This window comes from Caulobacter sp. BE254 (assembly GCF_031457295.1).
GTDB lineage: Bacteria > Pseudomonadota > Alphaproteobacteria > Caulobacterales > Caulobacteraceae > Caulobacter.
Genome location: NZ_JAVDWJ010000023.1, coordinates 1 through 16,951 on the forward strand (window position 1 = coordinate 1; position 16,951 = coordinate 16,951).

At 69.5% G+C, this 16,951-nt stretch carries 21 protein-coding genes; 13 read left to right on the top strand and 8 right to left on the bottom strand.

The genetic code is table 11. The features are described 5' to 3' along the window. Positions 1-181 precede the first annotated feature (181 nt). Both J2X41_RS24300 and J2X41_RS24305 read right to left on the bottom strand, forming a co-directional pair. Entirely contained in the window at positions 182-601 is a 420-nt protein-coding gene (locus J2X41_RS24300) for an OsmC family protein (protein WP_310087009.1), read from the bottom strand. A gap of 198 nt (positions 602-799) precedes the next feature. Beyond that, positions 800-1,000, bottom strand: a complete 201-nt coding sequence (locus J2X41_RS24305; RefSeq protein WP_310087011.1) for a hypothetical protein — start codon at positions 998-1,000, stop codon at positions 800-802. A 342-nt stretch (positions 1,001-1,342) separates the two neighbouring features. On the opposite strand from J2X41_RS24305, the gene J2X41_RS24310 reads away from it, so the two are divergent. From J2X41_RS24310 to J2X41_RS24345, 8 genes are all read left to right on the top strand, one after another. Beyond that, positions 1,343-2,305, top strand: coding sequence for an acetyl-CoA carboxylase carboxyltransferase subunit alpha (locus J2X41_RS24310; protein ID WP_310087013.1), 963 nt, complete (start codon positions 1,343-1,345; stop codon positions 2,303-2,305). Between the two features lie 80 nt (positions 2,306-2,385). Beyond that, the gene (locus tag J2X41_RS24315; protein WP_310087015.1) at positions 2,386-2,643 is read left to right on the top strand and encodes a type II toxin-antitoxin system prevent-host-death family antitoxin; all 258 of its coding nucleotides are present in this window, start codon (positions 2,386-2,388) and stop codon (positions 2,641-2,643) included. Then, positions 2,640-3,020: a type II toxin-antitoxin system VapC family toxin gene (locus J2X41_RS24320; protein WP_310087017.1), complete on the top strand. Its 381-nt coding sequence runs from the start codon at positions 2,640-2,642 to the stop codon at positions 3,018-3,020. The genes J2X41_RS24315 and J2X41_RS24320 overlap by 4 nt, the downstream gene beginning before the upstream one ends. Positions 3,021-3,111: 91 nt before the next feature. After that, positions 3,112-3,546 (top strand): carboxymuconolactone decarboxylase family protein, encoded by a 435-nt coding sequence (locus J2X41_RS24325; RefSeq protein WP_310087019.1) that lies wholly within the window; start codon positions 3,112-3,114, stop codon positions 3,544-3,546. A 313-nt stretch (positions 3,547-3,859) separates the two neighbouring features. Then, positions 3,860-6,085 (top strand): EAL domain-containing protein, encoded by a 2,226-nt coding sequence (locus tag J2X41_RS24330; protein ID WP_310087021.1) that lies wholly within the window; start codon positions 3,860-3,862, stop codon positions 6,083-6,085. 158 nt (positions 6,086-6,243) lie between these two features. Further along, positions 6,244-6,702 (top strand): recombinase family protein, encoded by a 459-nt coding sequence (locus tag J2X41_RS24335; RefSeq protein WP_310087023.1) that lies wholly within the window; start codon positions 6,244-6,246, stop codon positions 6,700-6,702. A gap of 10 nt (positions 6,703-6,712) precedes the next feature. Continuing rightward, positions 6,713-7,549: a helix-turn-helix domain-containing protein gene (locus J2X41_RS24340; RefSeq protein ID WP_310087025.1), complete on the top strand. Its 837-nt coding sequence runs from the start codon at positions 6,713-6,715 to the stop codon at positions 7,547-7,549. A 71-nt stretch (positions 7,550-7,620) separates the two neighbouring features. Continuing rightward, positions 7,621-8,172, top strand: coding sequence for a DUF1579 family protein (locus J2X41_RS24345; RefSeq protein WP_310087027.1), 552 nt, complete (start codon positions 7,621-7,623; stop codon positions 8,170-8,172). A 176-nt stretch (positions 8,173-8,348) separates the two neighbouring features. Here the strand turns inward: J2X41_RS24345 and J2X41_RS24350 are convergent, their stop codons facing one another. The 3 genes from J2X41_RS24350 to J2X41_RS24360 form a co-directional block, all read right to left on the bottom strand. Then, on the bottom strand, positions 8,349-9,368 hold the full coding sequence (locus J2X41_RS24350) for a beta-eliminating lyase-related protein (protein ID WP_310087029.1): 1,020 nt from the start codon (positions 9,366-9,368) through the stop codon (positions 8,349-8,351). A 192-nt stretch (positions 9,369-9,560) separates the two neighbouring features. Further along, entirely contained in the window at positions 9,561-10,661 is a 1,101-nt protein-coding gene (locus tag J2X41_RS24355; RefSeq protein WP_310087031.1) for a Zn-dependent alcohol dehydrogenase, read from the bottom strand. Between the two features lie 219 nt (positions 10,662-10,880). Continuing rightward, positions 10,881-11,351: a chemotaxis protein CheW gene (locus J2X41_RS24360; protein WP_310087033.1), complete on the bottom strand. Its 471-nt coding sequence runs from the start codon at positions 11,349-11,351 to the stop codon at positions 10,881-10,883. Positions 11,352-11,578: 227 nt separating this feature from the next. On the opposite strand from J2X41_RS24360, the gene J2X41_RS24365 reads away from it, so the two are divergent. Continuing rightward, on the top strand, positions 11,579-11,986 hold the full coding sequence (locus J2X41_RS24365) for a hypothetical protein (protein ID WP_310087035.1): 408 nt from the start codon (positions 11,579-11,581) through the stop codon (positions 11,984-11,986). Positions 11,987-12,063: 77 nt separating this feature from the next. On the opposite strand, the gene J2X41_RS24370 is transcribed toward J2X41_RS24365, so the two are convergent. Next, positions 12,064-12,864, bottom strand: a complete 801-nt coding sequence (locus J2X41_RS24370; RefSeq protein ID WP_310087037.1) for an inositol monophosphatase family protein — start codon at positions 12,862-12,864, stop codon at positions 12,064-12,066. A gap of 630 nt (positions 12,865-13,494) precedes the next feature. Between J2X41_RS24370 and J2X41_RS24375 the strand changes: the two genes are divergently transcribed. The 3 genes from J2X41_RS24375 to J2X41_RS24385 all read left to right on the top strand — a co-directional run bounded on the left by J2X41_RS24375 (position 13,495) and on the right by J2X41_RS24385 (position 15,206). Beyond that, positions 13,495-13,887, top strand: coding sequence for a hypothetical protein (locus J2X41_RS24375; RefSeq protein ID WP_310087039.1), 393 nt, complete (start codon positions 13,495-13,497; stop codon positions 13,885-13,887). Beyond that, positions 13,884-14,738, top strand: coding sequence for a sigma-70 family RNA polymerase sigma factor (locus J2X41_RS24380; RefSeq protein WP_310087041.1), 855 nt, complete (start codon positions 13,884-13,886; stop codon positions 14,736-14,738). Before J2X41_RS24375 ends, J2X41_RS24380 begins: the two co-directional genes overlap by 4 nt. A 129-nt stretch (positions 14,739-14,867) precedes the next feature. Further along, positions 14,868-15,206 carry an endonuclease domain-containing protein gene (locus J2X41_RS24385; protein ID WP_310087042.1) on the top strand — a complete coding sequence of 113 codons (339 nt, stop codon included), beginning with the start codon at positions 14,868-14,870 and terminating at the stop codon, positions 15,204-15,206. A 59-nt stretch (positions 15,207-15,265) separates the two neighbouring features. Here the strand turns inward: J2X41_RS24385 and J2X41_RS24390 are convergent, their stop codons facing one another. Further along, positions 15,266-15,685: a hypothetical protein gene (locus tag J2X41_RS24390; RefSeq protein WP_310087043.1), complete on the bottom strand. Its 420-nt coding sequence runs from the start codon at positions 15,683-15,685 to the stop codon at positions 15,266-15,268. Positions 15,686-15,761: 76 nt separating this feature from the next. Next, positions 15,762-16,421: a thiamine phosphate synthase gene (thiE, locus tag J2X41_RS24395; protein ID WP_310087044.1), complete on the bottom strand. Its 660-nt coding sequence runs from the start codon at positions 16,419-16,421 to the stop codon at positions 15,762-15,764. 276 nt (positions 16,422-16,697) lie between these two features. Here thiE and J2X41_RS24400 point away from each other — a divergent pair, with 276 nt between their 5' ends. Continuing rightward, positions 16,698-16,883: a bacterioferritin-associated ferredoxin gene (locus J2X41_RS24400; RefSeq protein WP_310087045.1), complete on the top strand. Its 186-nt coding sequence runs from the start codon at positions 16,698-16,700 to the stop codon at positions 16,881-16,883. Positions 16,884-16,951: the final 68 nt, after the last annotated feature.

The window sequence follows — 16,951 nt, forward strand, 5'->3', positions numbered from 1 at the left end:
CGGCAAGCCTTCTTCTTCGAGCTCTTTGCTCATATGCGATAGCCCTGCCCTGTGGGGGAGGTGTCGGCGCAGCCGACGGAGGGGGGAGTGATCGGGCGTCGGACATAGGCAGGATCGACGATCCGAAAACTCCCCCACCGATCGCTTCGCGATCGCCTCCCCCACAGGGGGAGGGGCTGGGTTACGCCGCCACCGACGTCACCACCCGCGACCCCGCCACCAGCATCTTGTGCACGGGACAGGCCTCGGCGATCTCCATCAACCGGGCGCGCTGGGCGTCGTCCAGGTCGCCGGAGAGGGTGATCGTCCGCTCGAACAGGTCGGCCGGCTGCGAGGACGGGTCGCGACGCCAGGTCACCTCCACGCGCACCGCGCCCAGCGCCCAGGCCTTGCGCCGGGCGTAGAGCCGCAGGGTCTGGGTGGTGCAGGCCGCCAGGCCGGCGGCGACCAGGTCGTGGGGATTGGGACCGATGTCCAGTCCGCCGTCCACGGGGCCCAGGTCGGCCGCGAAACGGCTGGGGCCGGCGGTGACCAGGATCTGCACCCCGCCGTGGCCGCTGTCGTCGGCGATGGCGGAGGGGCGGGCGAGGGCGACGATCATGGGCGGACTCCGATGGTTTCCCACTTGCTACCGTGAAGCGGAGCCGCCTTGCACGGATTTATCACTCATCCGCCTGTCATCCCGGACAAGGCCCGAAGGGCCGCCGATCCGGGACCGCCGGAAGCGCGGCGTTCACGCGTCGGTCCCGGATCTTCACGCTGCGCGCTCGTCCGGGATGACAATTGTGGCGATGAAAACCTAGGCCGCCGCCCGCTGGGCCGAGGTCACCTCGAATAGGCGCGTGGCCCCGCGCCACACCTCGACGGTGTCGCAACCGCGATGGACGCCGACCAGCTCTTCGGCGCGACGGCGCGCGGCCTGGTCGTCGGGGCAGGGGGTGACGTCGAAGCGCGGCACCGAGCCATCCGGCTCGACACAGAAGAAGGTGAACACCTGCATGGGAACGTCCGTTCGCATCAGGCGGGACCGGGTCCATATTCGATGGGCGGGGCCGCGGGCGCCGGCTTTGGTTCTAAGCCGACCAGGAGGATATAGGCGAGAACCCCGCGATTAACCAGTAACCATCGGTTTTCAGACGAGACTCTCCTGGGGACGAATCCCTGGGACGCAAAAGGGGTTCCCACACGGCCAAGGTGTCGCTGCGACGACGAGTCGCAGGACCGGCCCGCGCGTGGGACGCTTCTGGGCCGATTTCGAGGCCGAAGCGCCAAAAGCGGTTTCGTTTTGCGTTATCGCGCTCTAGGTTCGCCACCTTTCCGCAACGGCGACGTTAAGAGACCCATGGCCGCGCACTATCTCGACTTCGAGCGACCCATCGCCGATCTGGAAAGCAAGATCGAAGAGCTGTCGCGGCTTTCCGAGACGGCGGGCCCCGGCGCGTTCGAAAGCGAGATCCAGGCGCTTCGCGACAGAGCGCAACAGCTGCGCAAGGAAGCCTATGCGGGCCTGGACGCCTGGCAGAAGACCATGGTCGCCCGCCACCCCGAGCGGCCCCACCTGAAGGACTACATCGCCGGCCTGATCGACGAGTTCGTCGAGCTGCGCGGCGACCGCAAGTTCGCCGACGACCAGGCGATCGTCGGCGGCCTGGGCCGGTTCCGCGGCGTGCCCGTGGTGGTCATGGGCCACGAGAAGGGTCACGACACCACCACCCGCCTGAAGCACAATTTCGGCATGGCCCGCCCCGAGGGCTATCGCAAGGCCGTGCGGCTGATGGACATGGCCGAGCGCTTCAACCTGCCGGTCATCACCTTCGTCGACACCGCCGGCGCCTATCCGGGCCTGGGGGCCGAGGAGCGCGGCCAGGCCGAGGCCATCGCCCGCTCGACCGAGCGCGGCCTGGTGCTGGGCACGCCGATGGTCGCCACCATCGTCGGCGAGGGCGGCAGCGGCGGGGCCATCGCCCTGGCCGGGGCCAACAAGGTGCTGATCCTCGAGCACTCGATCTATTCGGTGATCTCGCCGGAGGGCGCGGCCTCGATCCTGTGGCGCGACGGCGCCCGGGCCAAGGACGCGGCCGCCAACATGAAGATCACCGCCCAGGACCTGATCCAGCTGAAGATCGTCGACCGCATCGTCGAGGAGCCGGCCGGCGGGGCCCATTCCGACCCGGCCGCCGCCATCGAGGCCGTCGGCGACGCGGTCGAGGACGAGCTGAAGGCCCTAATGAAGCTGTCGCCGGCCGAGCTGAAGAAGCAGCGCGCCGCGCGGTTCTACGCCATCGGCCGCGAAGGCCTGCAATAGGCCTTCCATCCGGCGAAGATTGACGGCCATCGGCTGCAGGACCATCTTATGGTCCATCCAATGGTCCGGAACGTGCCGTAGTGGAAATCTCCGTCACCGACGCCAAGGCCCAGTTGACCGATCTGGTGCGTCGCGCCGAGGCCGGTGAGGAGGTCGTGTTGACCCGGCACGGCCACCCCGCGGTGCGCCTGGCGCCCGTCCGCCAACGCGGCGATGTCGCCTCGCGTCGCGAACTCATAGAACGCGTCCGCAAGGCCGGCCGGGCCAAGGCGACCCCGGGACCGTCAGCCGCGCGCAGCCAGGATTTCCTGTACGGCGACGACGGCCTGCCGGAATGATCGCGGTCGATACCTCGGCCCTGATGGCGATCGCCCTGGACGAGCCGCCGGCGGACCGGTGCGAAGCCGTCCTCCGGAGCGAGCCAGACCTCGTGATCTCGGCCGTCACCTTGTCGGAGGCTCTTGTCGTAGCAGGCCGCCGCGGCGTCTCCGACGAGATGTCGATCTTGCTCGACGGTTTGGGGCCGCAAATCGTGCCGGTGTCCGAAGCGTTCGCCCGTCGCGTCGCCGAAGCCTACGCCCGGTGGGGCAAGGGACGGCATCCCGCGGGTCTGAACTGGGGCGATTGCTTTTCGTACGTGACGGCGCGGGATCGAGATTGCCCGCTGCTCTATGTCGGCGACGACTTCGCGCGTACCGACCTGGCCGGCGTCTAGCGAAAAAATTCGCGGCCATGTCACAACGGTCCAGGTCGTCTCGTCTTGTTCCCGAAAGCCCGAACACCGGGCCCAGATCGAGGACAAGACCATGAGCGCCGAAACCGCCCCCTTCCGCCACGACATCAATGTGCCGGCCGTCTACCAGGCCTTCATCGCCGCCGAGACCGCGGCGGTGGGCGCGGGGATCGACAAGCATCTGACGCACCTGGTCAAGCTGCGCGCCTCGCAGCTGAACCAGTGCGCCTTCTGCGTGAAGATGCACTCCAAGGAGGCCCGCGACGACGGCGAGACCAACGAGCGGCTGGACCGCCTGACGGTCTGGAGCCACGTGTCGGACTTCACCGCCAAGGAGAAGGCCGCCCTGGCCTGGACCGAGGCCCTGACCCAGTTGCCGACCCACACCGACCTCGGCCCCCTGCGCGCCGCGTTGCGCGAGCACTTCACCGACGTCGAGGCCAGCGCCCTGACCACGGTGATCGCGATGATCAACCTGTGGAACCGCCTGGGCGTGTCGGTGCACTAGGAAAGTCCGAAGAGATCCTCCCCCTGTGGGGGAGGCGTCGCCAAAGGCGACGGTGGGGGGAGTGATCGGCCATTGACCGTACCCGGATCGAACGAGCCCAAGACTCCCCCCACCGGTCCTTCGGACCGCCTCCCCCATAGGGGGAGGGTCTTCACGCGTCGTCTTCGCTTGCCCGCCCCAAGACACGGTAAACACCCCTGCAAACACTGTGACGCCGCCGCGAAGTTTTCGTGAAATAGCCACGCTTGCGACCGCGGATTAGCCAGTCGTTAGGTCAGAAATGGTCCCTCCAGCCGCGAGTGGAGGCGTACCCATGTTCACCTTGCGAGACACCGTTTCTTCCCTGGTTCCGGCCCGCGCCGACACCCTGGGCAAGACGCTGTACGAGCGGTTCCGCGAGGAGCCCGACACCCTGATCGTGCCGGTGCTGGACGCGGACGACCGCCCCATCGGCCTGGTCGAGCGCAACGCCTTCTTCCTGCGCATGGCCGCCGAATACGGCCGGGCCCTCTACGCCTTGCGGCCGATCTCGGTGCTGATGGACCGCGACCCGCTGGTGGTCGAGGCCGAGGTCGAGCTGGCGGCCTTCACCAGCGACAGCCTGTCCTACCGCGCCAGCGACCTGCTGCGCGGCTTCATCGTCACCGACGGCGGCCGCTATCTCGGGGTCGGCACGGTGCTGGGCCTGCTGCAGGCGGCCAACGAGACCAACCGCCGGGGCGTCGCCGACCTGGCCGCCGCCAAGGCCAGCGCCGACCAGGCCCATACCTTCATGACCGCGGTGGTCGAGGCCATCCCGTCGATGGTGTTCGTCAAGCGGGCCGACGACCACGCCTATGTGCTGCTGAACCGGGCCGGCGAGAAGATCCTGGGCCATGCCCGCGCCGACATGATCGGCCGCACCGACGCCGACTTCTATCCTGCAGAGCAAGCCGCCATATACAGGGAGCGCGACGCCGAGGTGATCTCGTCGGGCGAGGTGCGGGTGATCGAGGAGGACCACGTGCCGCGCAAGGACGGCTCGGTCGCCCTGCTGCGCACCAAGAAGATCGCCATTCCCGGCCCCGACGGAACGGCCGAATACCTGCTGGGCGTCTCCGAGGACATCGCCGAGCGCAAGCGGGCCGAGGCCCAGATCGCCCGCCTGGCCCACTATGATCCGCTGACGGATCTTCCCAACCGCCTGCTGTTCCAGAAGGACCTGGCCGCGGCGCTGGGCCGCGCGGCCCGGCGCGAGGACCTGGTGGCGGTGCATTGCATCGACCTGGACCGCTTCAAGACCGTCAACGACACCCTGGGCCATCCGATCGGCGACGCCCTGCTGAAGACCGCCGCCGAGCGGCTGCGGGCCTGCGTGCGCGACGGCGACACCGTCGCCCGGCTGGGCGGCGACGAGTTCGCGGTGGTGCAGTGCGGCCTGACCGACCTTTCCGGCGCCACGCGCCTGGCCGGCCGCATCGTCGAGGCCCTGGCCGAGACCTTCGCGCTGCAGGGCCACCAGGTGATGATCGGCGGCAGCGTCGGGGTGGCCGTGTCGCCCAACGACGGCGCCGACAGCGACGAGCTGCTGAAGAAGGCCGACATGGCCCTCTACCGCGCCAAGGCCGACGGGCGCGGGGCCTTCCACTTCTTCGAGCGGGCCATGGACGAGCAGCTGCAGGCCCGCCGGGCCCTGGAGCTGGACCTGCGCCTGGCCTTGGCCGAGGGCCAGTTCGAACTTTACTACCAGCCGCTGTACAGCCTGGGCGTCGACAGGGTGATGGGCTGCGAGGCCCTGCTACGCTGGCGCCATCCGGCGCGCGGCATGGTCTCGCCGGCCGACTTCATCCCGCTGGCCGAGGAGATCGGCCTGATCAACCCGCTGGGCGAGTGGGTGCTGCGCGAGGCCTGCCGCGAGGCCGCCGGCTGGCCCGACCACGTGCGCCTGGCGGTCAACCTGTCGCCGGCCCAGTTCCGCGACCGGCATCTGGTGTCCACCGTGGTCTCGGCCCTGGCGGCTTCGGGCCTGGCCGCCCAGCGGCTGGAGCTGGAGATCACCGAGTCGGTGCTGCTGCAGGACACGGCCGGCAACATGTCGATCCTGCACGACCTGAAGGCCCTGGGCGTGCGGATCTCGATGGACGACTTCGGCACGGGTTATTCCAGCCTCAGCTATCTGCGCAGCTTCCCGTTCGACAAGATCAAGATCGACCAGACCTTCGTGCGCGACATCCTCGACGACGCCGACGCCCTGGCGATCATCAAGGCCGTGCTCGACCTGGGCGCCAGCCTGGGCATCACCACCACGGCCGAGGGCGTGGAGACCGTGGAGCAGCTGGACGAGCTGCGCCGCCAGGGCTGCGGCGAGATCCAGGGCTACTTCATCAGCCGCCCCAAGCCCGCGGCCGAGATCGCGGCGATGCTGGGCGTCGTCGTCAGGAGCGGCGACAAGGCGCCGGTGATCACCTTCTCCCATGGGGAGAAGGAGGGGCCCGCGACGAAGTCGTGGGAGGATGAGGGGGTTCTGAGTCGGCCGGCGCGCCGGCAGGGCGCGGAGTGAAATCGGCGACGGCGTAACCCCCTCCCTCACACTGCTGCGCGGCGGGCCCCTCCCTCTCCGTCTGGGAGAGGGTGAAGAGAGGCGGGGTTATCCCCGGCGTTCATGCGCTTAGGGTCTAGCCTCGCGCCGCGATCTTCGCCACACAGCGGCCCATGCGCATGGTCGGCTATCTCAGGGTTCCGCCCGTCAGGGGCGTGGTGATCGACGGGCCGCAGTCGCAGCGGCTGTTCGAGGCCGGCTGCGACCAGCTGTTCCACGACCGCTGCTACGGCCTGGCGGTGCACAAGCCGGGGCTGGACCAGGCCCTGGCGGCGATGAAGCCCGGCGACGTGCTGGCGGTGATCAACCTGCACGCCTTCGCCGCCCACCTGGTCGACCTGCTGGAGGCCCTGGCGCGGCTGGAGGCGGCCGGCGTCCATCTGCTGACCCTGGCCGAGGGCATCGACACCCGCCGGCCCGGCGGCTTCTTCACCGCCTGCGCCCAGCTGGCGAGCTTCCACGACCAGCGCCGCATGGTGCGCACGGCCGAGGAGAAGATCGTGCGCGACGGCGGGCGGCGGCCGGCCGAGACTGGACAAGCTTCCGAGCCGGTCCCAGATCTGGGTCCCGACGCCTGAGGACATCGCCATGACCGCCGCGCCCGCACCGAAACGTCATCCGGACGGGCGCCCGGCCATCGGCGTGCTGCTGCGCGAGCAGCGCGCGTCGCGGCGGATGAGCCAGTTGGACCTGGCCCACGAGTCCGGCGTCTCGGCCCGCCACCTCGGCTTCATCGAGATCGGCCGCACCCAGCCCAGCCGCGAGGTGATCGCGCGCCTGGCCGACGCCCTGGACCTGCCGCTGCGCGAGCACAACGCCCTGCTGCTGGCCGCCGGCTACGCCCCGCAATATGGCGAGCGGGCCCTGGCCAGCCCTTCGATGGGGTCGCTGGGCCAGGCGATCGACCTGATCCTGCGCCACCAGGAGCCCTATCCCGCCTTCGTGATCAGCCGCCGCTTCGAGGTGCTGGCCGCCAACGACGCGGCCATGCGGGTCAACGCCTTCCTGATGGAGGGGCGGTCCAGCCCGCACACCAACCTGCTGCGCCAGGTGTTCGACCCCGACGACTTTCGTCCGGTGATCGCCAACTGGCCCGAGGTGGCGGCCAAGTTCGTGCGCCAGCTGCAGGACGAGATGATGGCCTCGCCCCACGACCCGGCGCTCCGCCGGCTGCTGGACGACATCCTGCGCTATCCCGACGTGCCGGCCGCCTGGCGGCTGCGCGCGCCGGGCGCCGAGCCGGACCCCGTGCTGACCATGGTGTTCGACAGCCGCGCCGGCCCCCTGCGCTTCTTCGAGACCATCACCACCTTCGCCGCCCCGCGCGACGTGACGCTGGACGAGCTGCGCATCGACTGCGCGTTCCCGGCCGACGACCACACCGCCCAGGTCTGCGCTCGGCTGGCCGCCGGCGAGCTGCGCTGACCCGCCAGGTAGTTGCGGCCGCCGGCGTCCCCGCGCACCTCTGCCTTGGTGTTCAATCGGAGGCGCGGATCATGAGGATCGGGTTCAAGGCGGCGCTGGCCGTGGCGGCGGTGATGGTCGGGATCGCGACGGGCGCCGGGGCTCAGGCCGCGCCGCTCGGCGCCGAGCATGCGGCCCTGGCTCGGTTCGCCGGCCACTGGACGGTCAAGCAGAGCTACTGGACCAGCCCCGACAAGCCGCCGGTGATCGACCAGGGCGAGGCCGACCTGGCCATGGTGCTGGACGGCCGCCATCTGCGGCAGGATCTGCGGATCGCCGGTCAGGACAAGCCGTTCGAAGGCCTGGGCTATATCGGCTACGACACGGCCGCCAAGACCTTCTTCAGCACCTGGATGGACGTCAATTTCACCGGCCTGATCGTCGCCCGGGGCGCCTATGACGCCGCGGCGGGGCGCTACACCTTCGTCGGCGAAACGCCCGACTTCGACCATCTGGGCCAGTCGATCCCGCTGCGCGAGGTGCTGACGCGCCAGGACGACGACCACTTCACCTACGCCTATTACGAGACGCGCGACGGGCGGGAGTCCCAGGCAGTGCGGCTGGACTACACGCGGGTGCGGTAGGGCGTTCTAACGTGCGGATGGCGCAGGGCGGATCGAGCTTCCAGGCCGTGCGTGGCCCTCGTCCTTCGACAAGCTCAGGATGAGGACCATTTTGTGGGCGTCGCAGTCGAAAACCTCATCCTGAGCTTGTCGAAGGACGAGGTTTTTCGGCCCCCGGGTCGGACTCTCGATCGGCCTCAAGCCACCGCCTTCAGCGCCTCGCCCAGTTCCTCGACCATCTCCGGCGTCGTCGCCCAGGAGCACATGAAGCGGGCCGTGCCGTCCAGGAAGCGGTAGACGAACCAGCCTCGCTCGCGCAGGCGCTCCAGGGCCGCGTCGTCCATGTCGACGAACAGGCCGTTGGCCTCGACCGGATGGCGCAGGGGGAAGGGCATCAGGGCGGCCAGCTTGCGGGCCATGGCGTTGGCGTGGGCCGCGCGGGCCGCCCAGGGGCCGCCGTCGGCTTCCTCGCCCAGCAGGCCCAGCCACGGCGCGGACAGGAACCGGCCCTTGGAGACCAGCTGGCCGGCGTGCTTGAGGCGGGCGTCCAGGCGGCGGGCCAGGGCCTTGTCCAGGACCACCACGGCCTCGGTCGGGGTCGAGCCGGCCTTGGTCCCGCCGATCACCAGGATGTCGACGCCGATCTTCGCCACGCGCTTGAGGTCGAAGCCCGCCGCCACGGCGTTGGCCAGGCGCGCGCCGTCCAGGTGGACGCCGTAGCCCTTGGCCTTCACCGGCGCGATCAGGGCGGCCAGGTCGTCGGCCGAATAGACCGTGCCGTACTCGGTGGCGTTGGTCAGGGACAGGGCGGCCGCCGGCTGGCGGTAGGAGACGTCCGACTCGTTCAGGGCCAGCTCCAGCCCGGGCAGGGCGATCTTGCCCGAGGCGCCGGGCAGGCCGACCAGCCCCACGCCCTGGCCGAAGAAGCCCGGCGCGCCGGTCTCGTCGGTGCAGATGTGGGCGTGCTCGTGGGCCAGCACCGCCTCGTGCGGCCGGGCCAGGCAGGTCAGGGCGAAGGCGTTGGCGGCCGTGCCCGAGGCGGTGAACCGCACCTCGGCGTCGGCGTCCAGCAGGGCGCGGATGCGGTCGGCGGCGGCGGCGCTGACATGGTCGGTCCCATAGCCCGACGCCGTGCCGTCATTGGCGGCGACGATCGCGGCGATGACTTCCGGCATGGCCCCGGCGACGTTATCGGAGGCGAAGTCGTAGCGGGCCATGGGGAGTCTCGGTGGAGGCGTGGGGTGTTTCGGATGCCATGGCGCCTAAGCGTTGTCATCCCGGAAGCCTCGCAGAGGCTGTCCGGGACCCAGGGGACTGGGCTGATGCGGTGCGGCTGCCCTGGGTCCCGAACAAGCGCTGCGCGCTTTCCGGGATGACAACCGTTGGGGACCAGGAGCGCTGCGCGCGCCTCAATCGAACACGATCACCGACCGCGCCAGCTCGCCCCGCTTCAGCTCGTCGAAGGCCGAGTTGACGTCCTCCAGCTTGATCCGCCGCGAGATCAGCTCGTCCAGCTTCAGCTTGCCGCCCATATAGGCGTCGACCAGGCGGGGCATGTCGACCGGGAAGCGGTTGCTGCCCATGAAGCTGCCCTGGATCTTCTTTTCGCCCAGGAAGTCGGGGCCGTGCAGCTCGATCATCGTGCCGACCGGGATCATGCCGATGATGTTGGCGGTGCCGCCCCGACGCAGCATCTTGAACGCCTGCTCGGCGGTGACCTTCAGGCCGATGGCCTCGAAGCTGTGGTGGACGCCGCCGCCGGTCAGGTCCTGCACGGCCTTGACCGGGTCGTCGGCCCCGGCGTCGATCACGTCGGTGGCCCCGAACTGTCTGGCCAGCTCCAGCTTGTTGTGGATGCGGTCGATGGCGATGATCCGGCCGGCCCCGGCCATGGCCGCGCCGTTGATGGTGGCCAGGCCCACGCCGCCGCAGCCGATCACCGCCACGGTCTCGCCGGGCCGCACGCCCGAGGTGTGGATCACCGCCCCGACCCCGGTCATCACCGAGCAGCCGATCAGGGCGGCGCGGTCGAACGGCATGTCGCGGCGGATGGCCACGCAGGCGTGCTCGTGCACCAACATCTGCTCGGCGAACGACGACAGGTTCAGGAACTGGGCCATCTTCGTGTCGCCGGCTCCGGACAGGTCCTCCCGGAACAGCCGCGGTTCCTCGCCCTTGGCGCGCTTGGTTTCGGGGCTGATGCAGAGGCTCATATGGCCGGTCAGGCAGACCTCGCAGTGGCCGCAATAGGCGCTGAGGCAGGTGATCACGTGGTCGCCGACCTTGACCGTGCGGACTTCCGACCCGACCGCCTCGACGATCCCGGCGCTCTCGTGGCCCAGCACGGCGGGCAGGGGATGGGGATAGGAGCCTTCGACGAAGTGCAGGTCCGAATGACAGACCCCGGCGGCCTTGGTGCGGATCAGCACCTCGCGCGGGCCCGGCTTGCCGATCGAGACCTCCTCGATCTGGAGCGGCTGGCCCACTTCGCGCAGAACGGCGGCCTTCATCGGCGATCTCCCCGGTTCGTTTCGAGAGACCCTAGCGGGCGGGCGGGGGGCGAAGGAAGGGGTGTTCGAACAAATGTTCGAGGGCTCTCCTCCACCGCGAAGCGGGGGAGGTGGCGCGGCGCGAATACGCGCCGTGACGGAGGGGGCATCGCGGCGGCGGGGACGCCCCCTCCGTCGGCTTCGCCGCCACCTCCCCCGTTGCACGGGGGAGGAGAAATCTTATGCCGCGATCGCCACCTTGCGCTCGGGCAGGATGGCGTCCACCGACAGCAGCACGATCATGGCCGCCTCGGTGGTGATCACCGCCGCGACCAGGGGCGAGGCGGCGTCCTCGCCGAGCGGCGGGGGCGGGCTGATGGCCTCGGCCGGGACGATGAAGCTGTCGCAGACCGCGTCGACCAGCAGGCCGGCGACGTCGTCATGGTGCTCGACCACGATGATCACCTGGCGGGCGCTGTCGGCGGCCACGCCCTTGCCCAGCCGTTCGGAAAGGTCGATGACCGGCATCACCTGGCCGCGCAGGTTGATCACGCCGCGCACATAGGGCGGGGCGTCCGGCAGCGGGGTGGCGGGAGTGACGCCGCGGATCTCGCGGACCGCGCCGACCGGCACGCCATAGGTCTGGGTCCCGACTTCGAACGACAGGATCTGCAAGGCCTCGCCGGCCGCGTAAGCCACGTTCCTGGACATCGCCTGGTCGCCTTCAAGCTTGGCGTCGCCCGTTCTGGGCGCCGTCTCGCCCGCAGCCTCGCGCGGAAAGGTGAATAAATCGGCCTGGCTTCAAGGATTTGAGTCCCGGCGGGCCGGCCGCCGAAGCTGAAAGCCCCGTTCAGCCTGCGTTCAGCCGCCGGGTCCGACACTGGCCGCAAGATGGAGACGGGCCGTAGCCAGCGCCTGCTCCAGGAAGGAACAGCGTCATGACCCGCAATCTGAAGACCACGATCGGCCACATCGCCGCGGGCGTCGCGGCCCTGGCCATGGTCGCCGGCGCGACCGCCGCCTCGGCCCAAGGCTATCGTCACGGCGGCTACTATTACGGCGGCCGCCACCACCATCGCGGCAACGACGCCAGCGTCGCCATCGCCGGCGGCATCGTCGGCCTGGCCCTGGGCGCGGCGATCGCCGGCAACAACAACGACCACTATCGCCGCGGCTACGACTACGGCTACGCCCCCCCGCCGCCCCCGCCGCGCTACTACGGCGGCTACGGACGCCCGTACGGCTACGGCTATGGCCGGGGTTACGGCTACGGCCGCGACTGCTGGACCACCCGCGACTACGACCGCTGGAGCGGTTCGGTCTACGAACGGACCGTCTGCCGCTAGGCGGGGGTCCATCCCGACACGAAGACGCCCCGGGTTCGCACCCGGGGCGTTTTTCATTTTGGACCCGTGGGCTGGCTTTACCCCGCCGCCGCCCGCAGCCGCTCCAGCACCAGCGGGTGCAGTTCCTGGTTGGTGGCCAGGATCGAGACGCCGGCCAGCGGGTCGCCATGCTCCTCGATGGTCGAGACCTTGCCGCCGCTCTCGGTGACCATCAGCACGCCCGCCGCCACGTCCCACGGCTTGATGTTGCGCTCCCAGTAGCCGTCGAAGCGGCCGGCCGCGACCCAGGCCAGGTCCAGGGCGGCCGCGCCGAAGCGGCGCACGCCGGCGACCTTCTGGCTGACCTGGTGCAGCTCCTTGAGGAACTGGGCGTGGCCAGGCTTGCCCAGGAACGGCACGCCGGTGGCCAGGATGGTCTCGTCCAGGTGACGGCGGGCGGCGACGCGCAGGCGCTTCTCGGCGCCCAGATAGGCGCCCTTGCCCTTCTCGACCCAGAACAGGTCGTTGGTGATGGGGTTGTAGGTGACCCCGGCCACCACCTCGCCCTCGCGCTGCAGGGCGATGTTGACCGCGAAGTGCGGGATGCCGTGCAGGAAGTTGGTGGTGCCGTCCAGCGGGTCGACGATCCAGGTGTGGGTCTTGTCGGTGCCCTCGACCAGGCCGCGCTCCTCGCCCAGGAAGCCGTAGCCGGGGCGGGCTTTCTCCAGGATCTCGAAGATCACCTGCTCGGCCTTCTGGTCGGCGACGGTGACGAAGTCGGCGGGACCCTTCTTGGACACCTGCAGCTCGGTGACTTCGCCGAAGTCACGGGCCAGGCCGCGGGCTGCTTTGCGCGCAGCGTCGATCATCACGTTCAGGAGGGCGGAAGCGGTGGCCAAGGCGGGTGTTCCTCATAGTTCCCCCTGCGCGGCGTCGCCCAAGGGGGAGCGACGGCGGGGGATATGCATGCGGGCGGATAGAAAGATCGGGAAAGTGGGCGCGATACCTAGACGTCGGGCCCTTCTAAATCAAGGGAAGGTCGTGCTGGCTGCTCCGGAGCCTCATTCAGAGGCCATGGGATTTGGGCCGCGTTCACCCGAAGCCAATCCCAGAAGGCGCTGTCTCCCGCGTGTTCAAGGAAGCGAAGGCTCTTGGAGCTGGTGAGGTCAATCAACGCACCTGACGGTGCTCGAACCACTGAGTGCGCAGTAAAAAAGCAACCCTCTCGCACATAGCCACGGACCACTTCGTATGACGGATTTTCTGCAATCCAACGGTCAGCGTTCTGATGGCAGCAGCTGCGTTCTGGGACTTTTCCGTTCGCATATTGGACGGCCTCGGGGATCAGCTCGACGGACTGATCGAAGCGCGTCCAGAGATCGCTGAAGTAGGCCCACATGCGGCGCCGAAATTCTGGTTCAGCTTTCTCTGATGCTTCGGTCATCCCGGCAGGAGACTACTTTATGAGAGGCATGTCACATCCGCCGCGCCTGCCTCGTCCTGTCTCCAAAACCCCGGAGACCACGACGATGAGTTGGGCGAAATGGATGCTGCCGGCCTTGCTGGCCCTGAACGGGGCGGTGATGATGCTGGCCCCGGCCTGGTGGTATCCGCGCGTGCCGGGGGTGATCGAGACCGGACCGCTGAACGACCACTTCGTGCGCGACATCGGGGCCGCCTACCTGGCCTGCGCCCTGGCCATGGCCTGGGCGGTGAGGGACCCGGCGCGCGGGCTGGGCGTCGCGATCGCCGCGGCGGCCTTCCTGACCCTTCACGCCGCCATCCACCTGATCACCCCGTTCTGCGGGACGAGCCTGCCCTGGCCGCTGCTGGCCCGCGACTTCCCCGGCGTGTTCCTGCCGGCCATCGTCAGCCTGCTGGTGGTGCGCTCGTGCGTTCGGCGCCAGAAGAGGACGGCATGAGCGAACAGGATTCCATCTTCGAGGCGCGGCGCGGGGCGATGACGGGCCTCGCCTACCGCATGCTGGGCTCGCGGGCCGACGCCGAGGACGTGGTCCAGGACGCCTGGATCCGCTGGCGCGGGGTGGAGGCCGACGCGGTGACCAACCCGGCCGGCTTCCTGAACAAGGTCGTCACCCGCCTGTGCCTGGACCGCCTGAAGTCGGCGCGGGCGAGGCGCGAGGTCTATGTCGGCGAGTGGCTGCCCGAGCCGGTGGTCGACGACGACCATGAGCGACTGGGCGAGGACCTGTCGGTGGCCTTCCTGCTGGCCCTGGAGCGCCTGACCCCGCTGGAGCGCGCCGCCTTCCTGCTGCACGACGTGTTCGACCTGCCGTTCGCCGAGGTGGCCAAGACCCTGGGCCGCGGCGAGGCGGCCTGCCGCCAGCTGGCCGCCCGGGCCCGCGAGCACGTCAAGGCCGGCAAGCCGCGCTACCGGCCCAGCCCTGAGGAGGAGCAGCGCCTGACGGGCGCCTTCCTGGCGGCGACGATGAGCGGCGACGAGAGCCTGTTGCGCGGCATCCTGGCCCAGGACGTGGTCATGCACGCCGACGGCGGCGGCGTGGTCAGCGCCAACCTCAACCCGGTGTCCGGCCTGGAGAAGGCCGTGCGCCTGCTGATGGGCATCAAGAAGAAGTGGCCGGCCCCCGAGGGCACGACCGCCCGTCTGGCGCGGATCAACGGCGCCCCCGGCATCGTGCTCAGCCACGACGGCGTGGTGTTCCAGACCATGGGCCTGGAGATCGCCGACGGCCGCATCGCCGCCGTCTACACGATGCGCAACCCGCAGAAGCTGGCGCGGCTGAATTCTTAGAACCCTCTCCCGGAGGGGAGAGGGAGGGGCCCGCCGCGTAGCGGTGGGAGGGTGAGGGGTGACGCCGCCAAAAGCGAAACCCCGGTTACTCCACTTGCGTCGTTCTTGTTTTGATCCGCTCATCATGCGATGAGCCCGATCCCCAACGCCCGCCGTCTACGCCGCCAACAGACTCTAGCCGAAGAGAAGCTCTGGGCGATCGTTCGCGGTCGCCGCCTCGATGGGTTCAAGTTCCGACGCCAGGTTCCGATCGACCGCTACTTCGCCGACTTCGTCTGCCGTGACGCCCATCTGATCGTCGAACTCGATGGTCCGACGCATGAAGATCGCGCCGAGCATGACGCCGCGCGCACGGAGGTGCTCGAGCGTTGCGGCTACCGCGTGCTGCGATTTAATAACGAGGTCGTGCTGGCCGATCCCGGCGGCGTGGCTGAGGCCATCGGCGCGGCGCTCCGGCTGAGGGCGTGACCCCTCACCCTCCCACGCTTCGCGCGGGCCCCTCCCTCTCCCCTCCGGGAGAGGGCGATTTAGGGCAAAGCCACCTTCGGCAGGGTGTCCTTGGTCTCGCAGGCCACGCGGCCGGCGCCGCCGGCGGCGCCCTTGATGTCCTCGATCTTCTCGCCCGCGCGCCAGCCCTTGGGCAGGCCCTGGTCGCCGGTGAAGTCCATGCCCAGGTCGATCCACTTGTCGGTGGCGCAGTCCAGGGCGAAGACCATGATCGGCCCCTTGCTGGCCGGCCACGCCTTGTAGGGACCGTTGGGTCGCCCCTCGGCGATGCGCAGCACGATCAGGCCGGACGCCTGGTCCACTCGCATGAAATCGGCGTCGTAGAAGGTCTTCGCCTCGCCGGGCGAGGGCTTCCAGTTCTCGGCCAGGGCCGCGCCGGCGACCGCCGTCGCCAGGCCCAGGACGGTTGCGCCAAGCCAACACAGTCCAAGCCGCCGCATGGGCGTCCTCCCCGTTTCTTATCTTTGGGGGAAGGTTACGCCCGTCAAGCTTGGGCGGCAAGTTCCACGAACGTCGTTATCCGTTGCGCGCGGCCTGGCGGGCTGCAAGCCCCTCAGCGATGGCGGCGTTGAGCGCCGCGACGCCGGCCGCGGGCCCGCCGGCGTGCTTCCAGACCCCGGCTGAGACGGCCAGGAAGTCGGCCCCGGCCGCGGCCAGGCCGGCGGCGTTGTCGGCGGTGATCCCGCCGATCGCCACCGAGGGGACCTCCATGGTCTCCTGCCAGATCGACAGGATTTCCGGGTCGGCGGTGGTCGGGGCCTCCTTGGTGGTGGTCGGGAAGAAGGCCCCGAAGGCCACGTAGTCGGCCCCGGCCTCGGCGGCCTCCATGGCCAGGTGGCGGCTGTCGTGGCAGGTGACGCCGATCATCGCCCCGGGCCCCATGATCTGGCGGGCCTCCCTGTAGGGCGTGTCGCTCTGGCCGACATGGACGCCGTCGCAGCCCAGGCGCGCGGCCAGGTCCGGCCGGTCGTTGAGGATCACCGCTGCCTCGCGCGCGCGCGCGATGGGGCTCAGGGCCTGGACGGCGGCGGCGATGACGTCGTCCGGCGCGTCCTTCAGGCGGATCTGCAGCGCGGCCACGTCGCCGCCGTCCAGGGCGGCGGCCAGCTCGCGGCCGAAGCCGGCCAGGTCGTCCAGGGCCGGCGGGGTGATCAGATAGAGGCGGCAGTCGGTCATGGGTGCGGATTACGCCGATTTGCCGGAACGGGCGAGAGGCTGAGAGGCAAAGGTCCTCCCCCCGTGGGGGAGGCGACCGAAGGCCGGTGGGGGGAGTTTTGGGACCGAGGACCCAGGGTGCGGCCAACCCCCGACCAATCCCCCCTCCGTCGGCTTCGCCGACACCTCCCCCACAGGGGGAGGATTTAGGGTCTCTTTGTCGCACTGCGAGTCAGTTGCAAAAGCTCCGCGCCTGGGCTACATGAGAATGACAATCATTCGGCGGGACCGGCTTCCTTGTACGTCTGCAACTGTAACGGCATTCGCGAGCGGGAAGTCCGCGCCGCCATCGACGCCGGGGCCACCCGCCCGGCCGAGGTGTTCCGTCACAAGGGCTGCCAGGCCCAGTGCGCCAAGTGCGTCTGCGAGATGCGCCAGATGATCCAGGACAACCGCCAGGCCCTGGCCTACGCCGCCGAATAATCGGCCGCAAACCGCGAAAATCCGTTATCGCGAAGCAGTCTCACGCTTTTCCGTGAGGCTGAGAAACA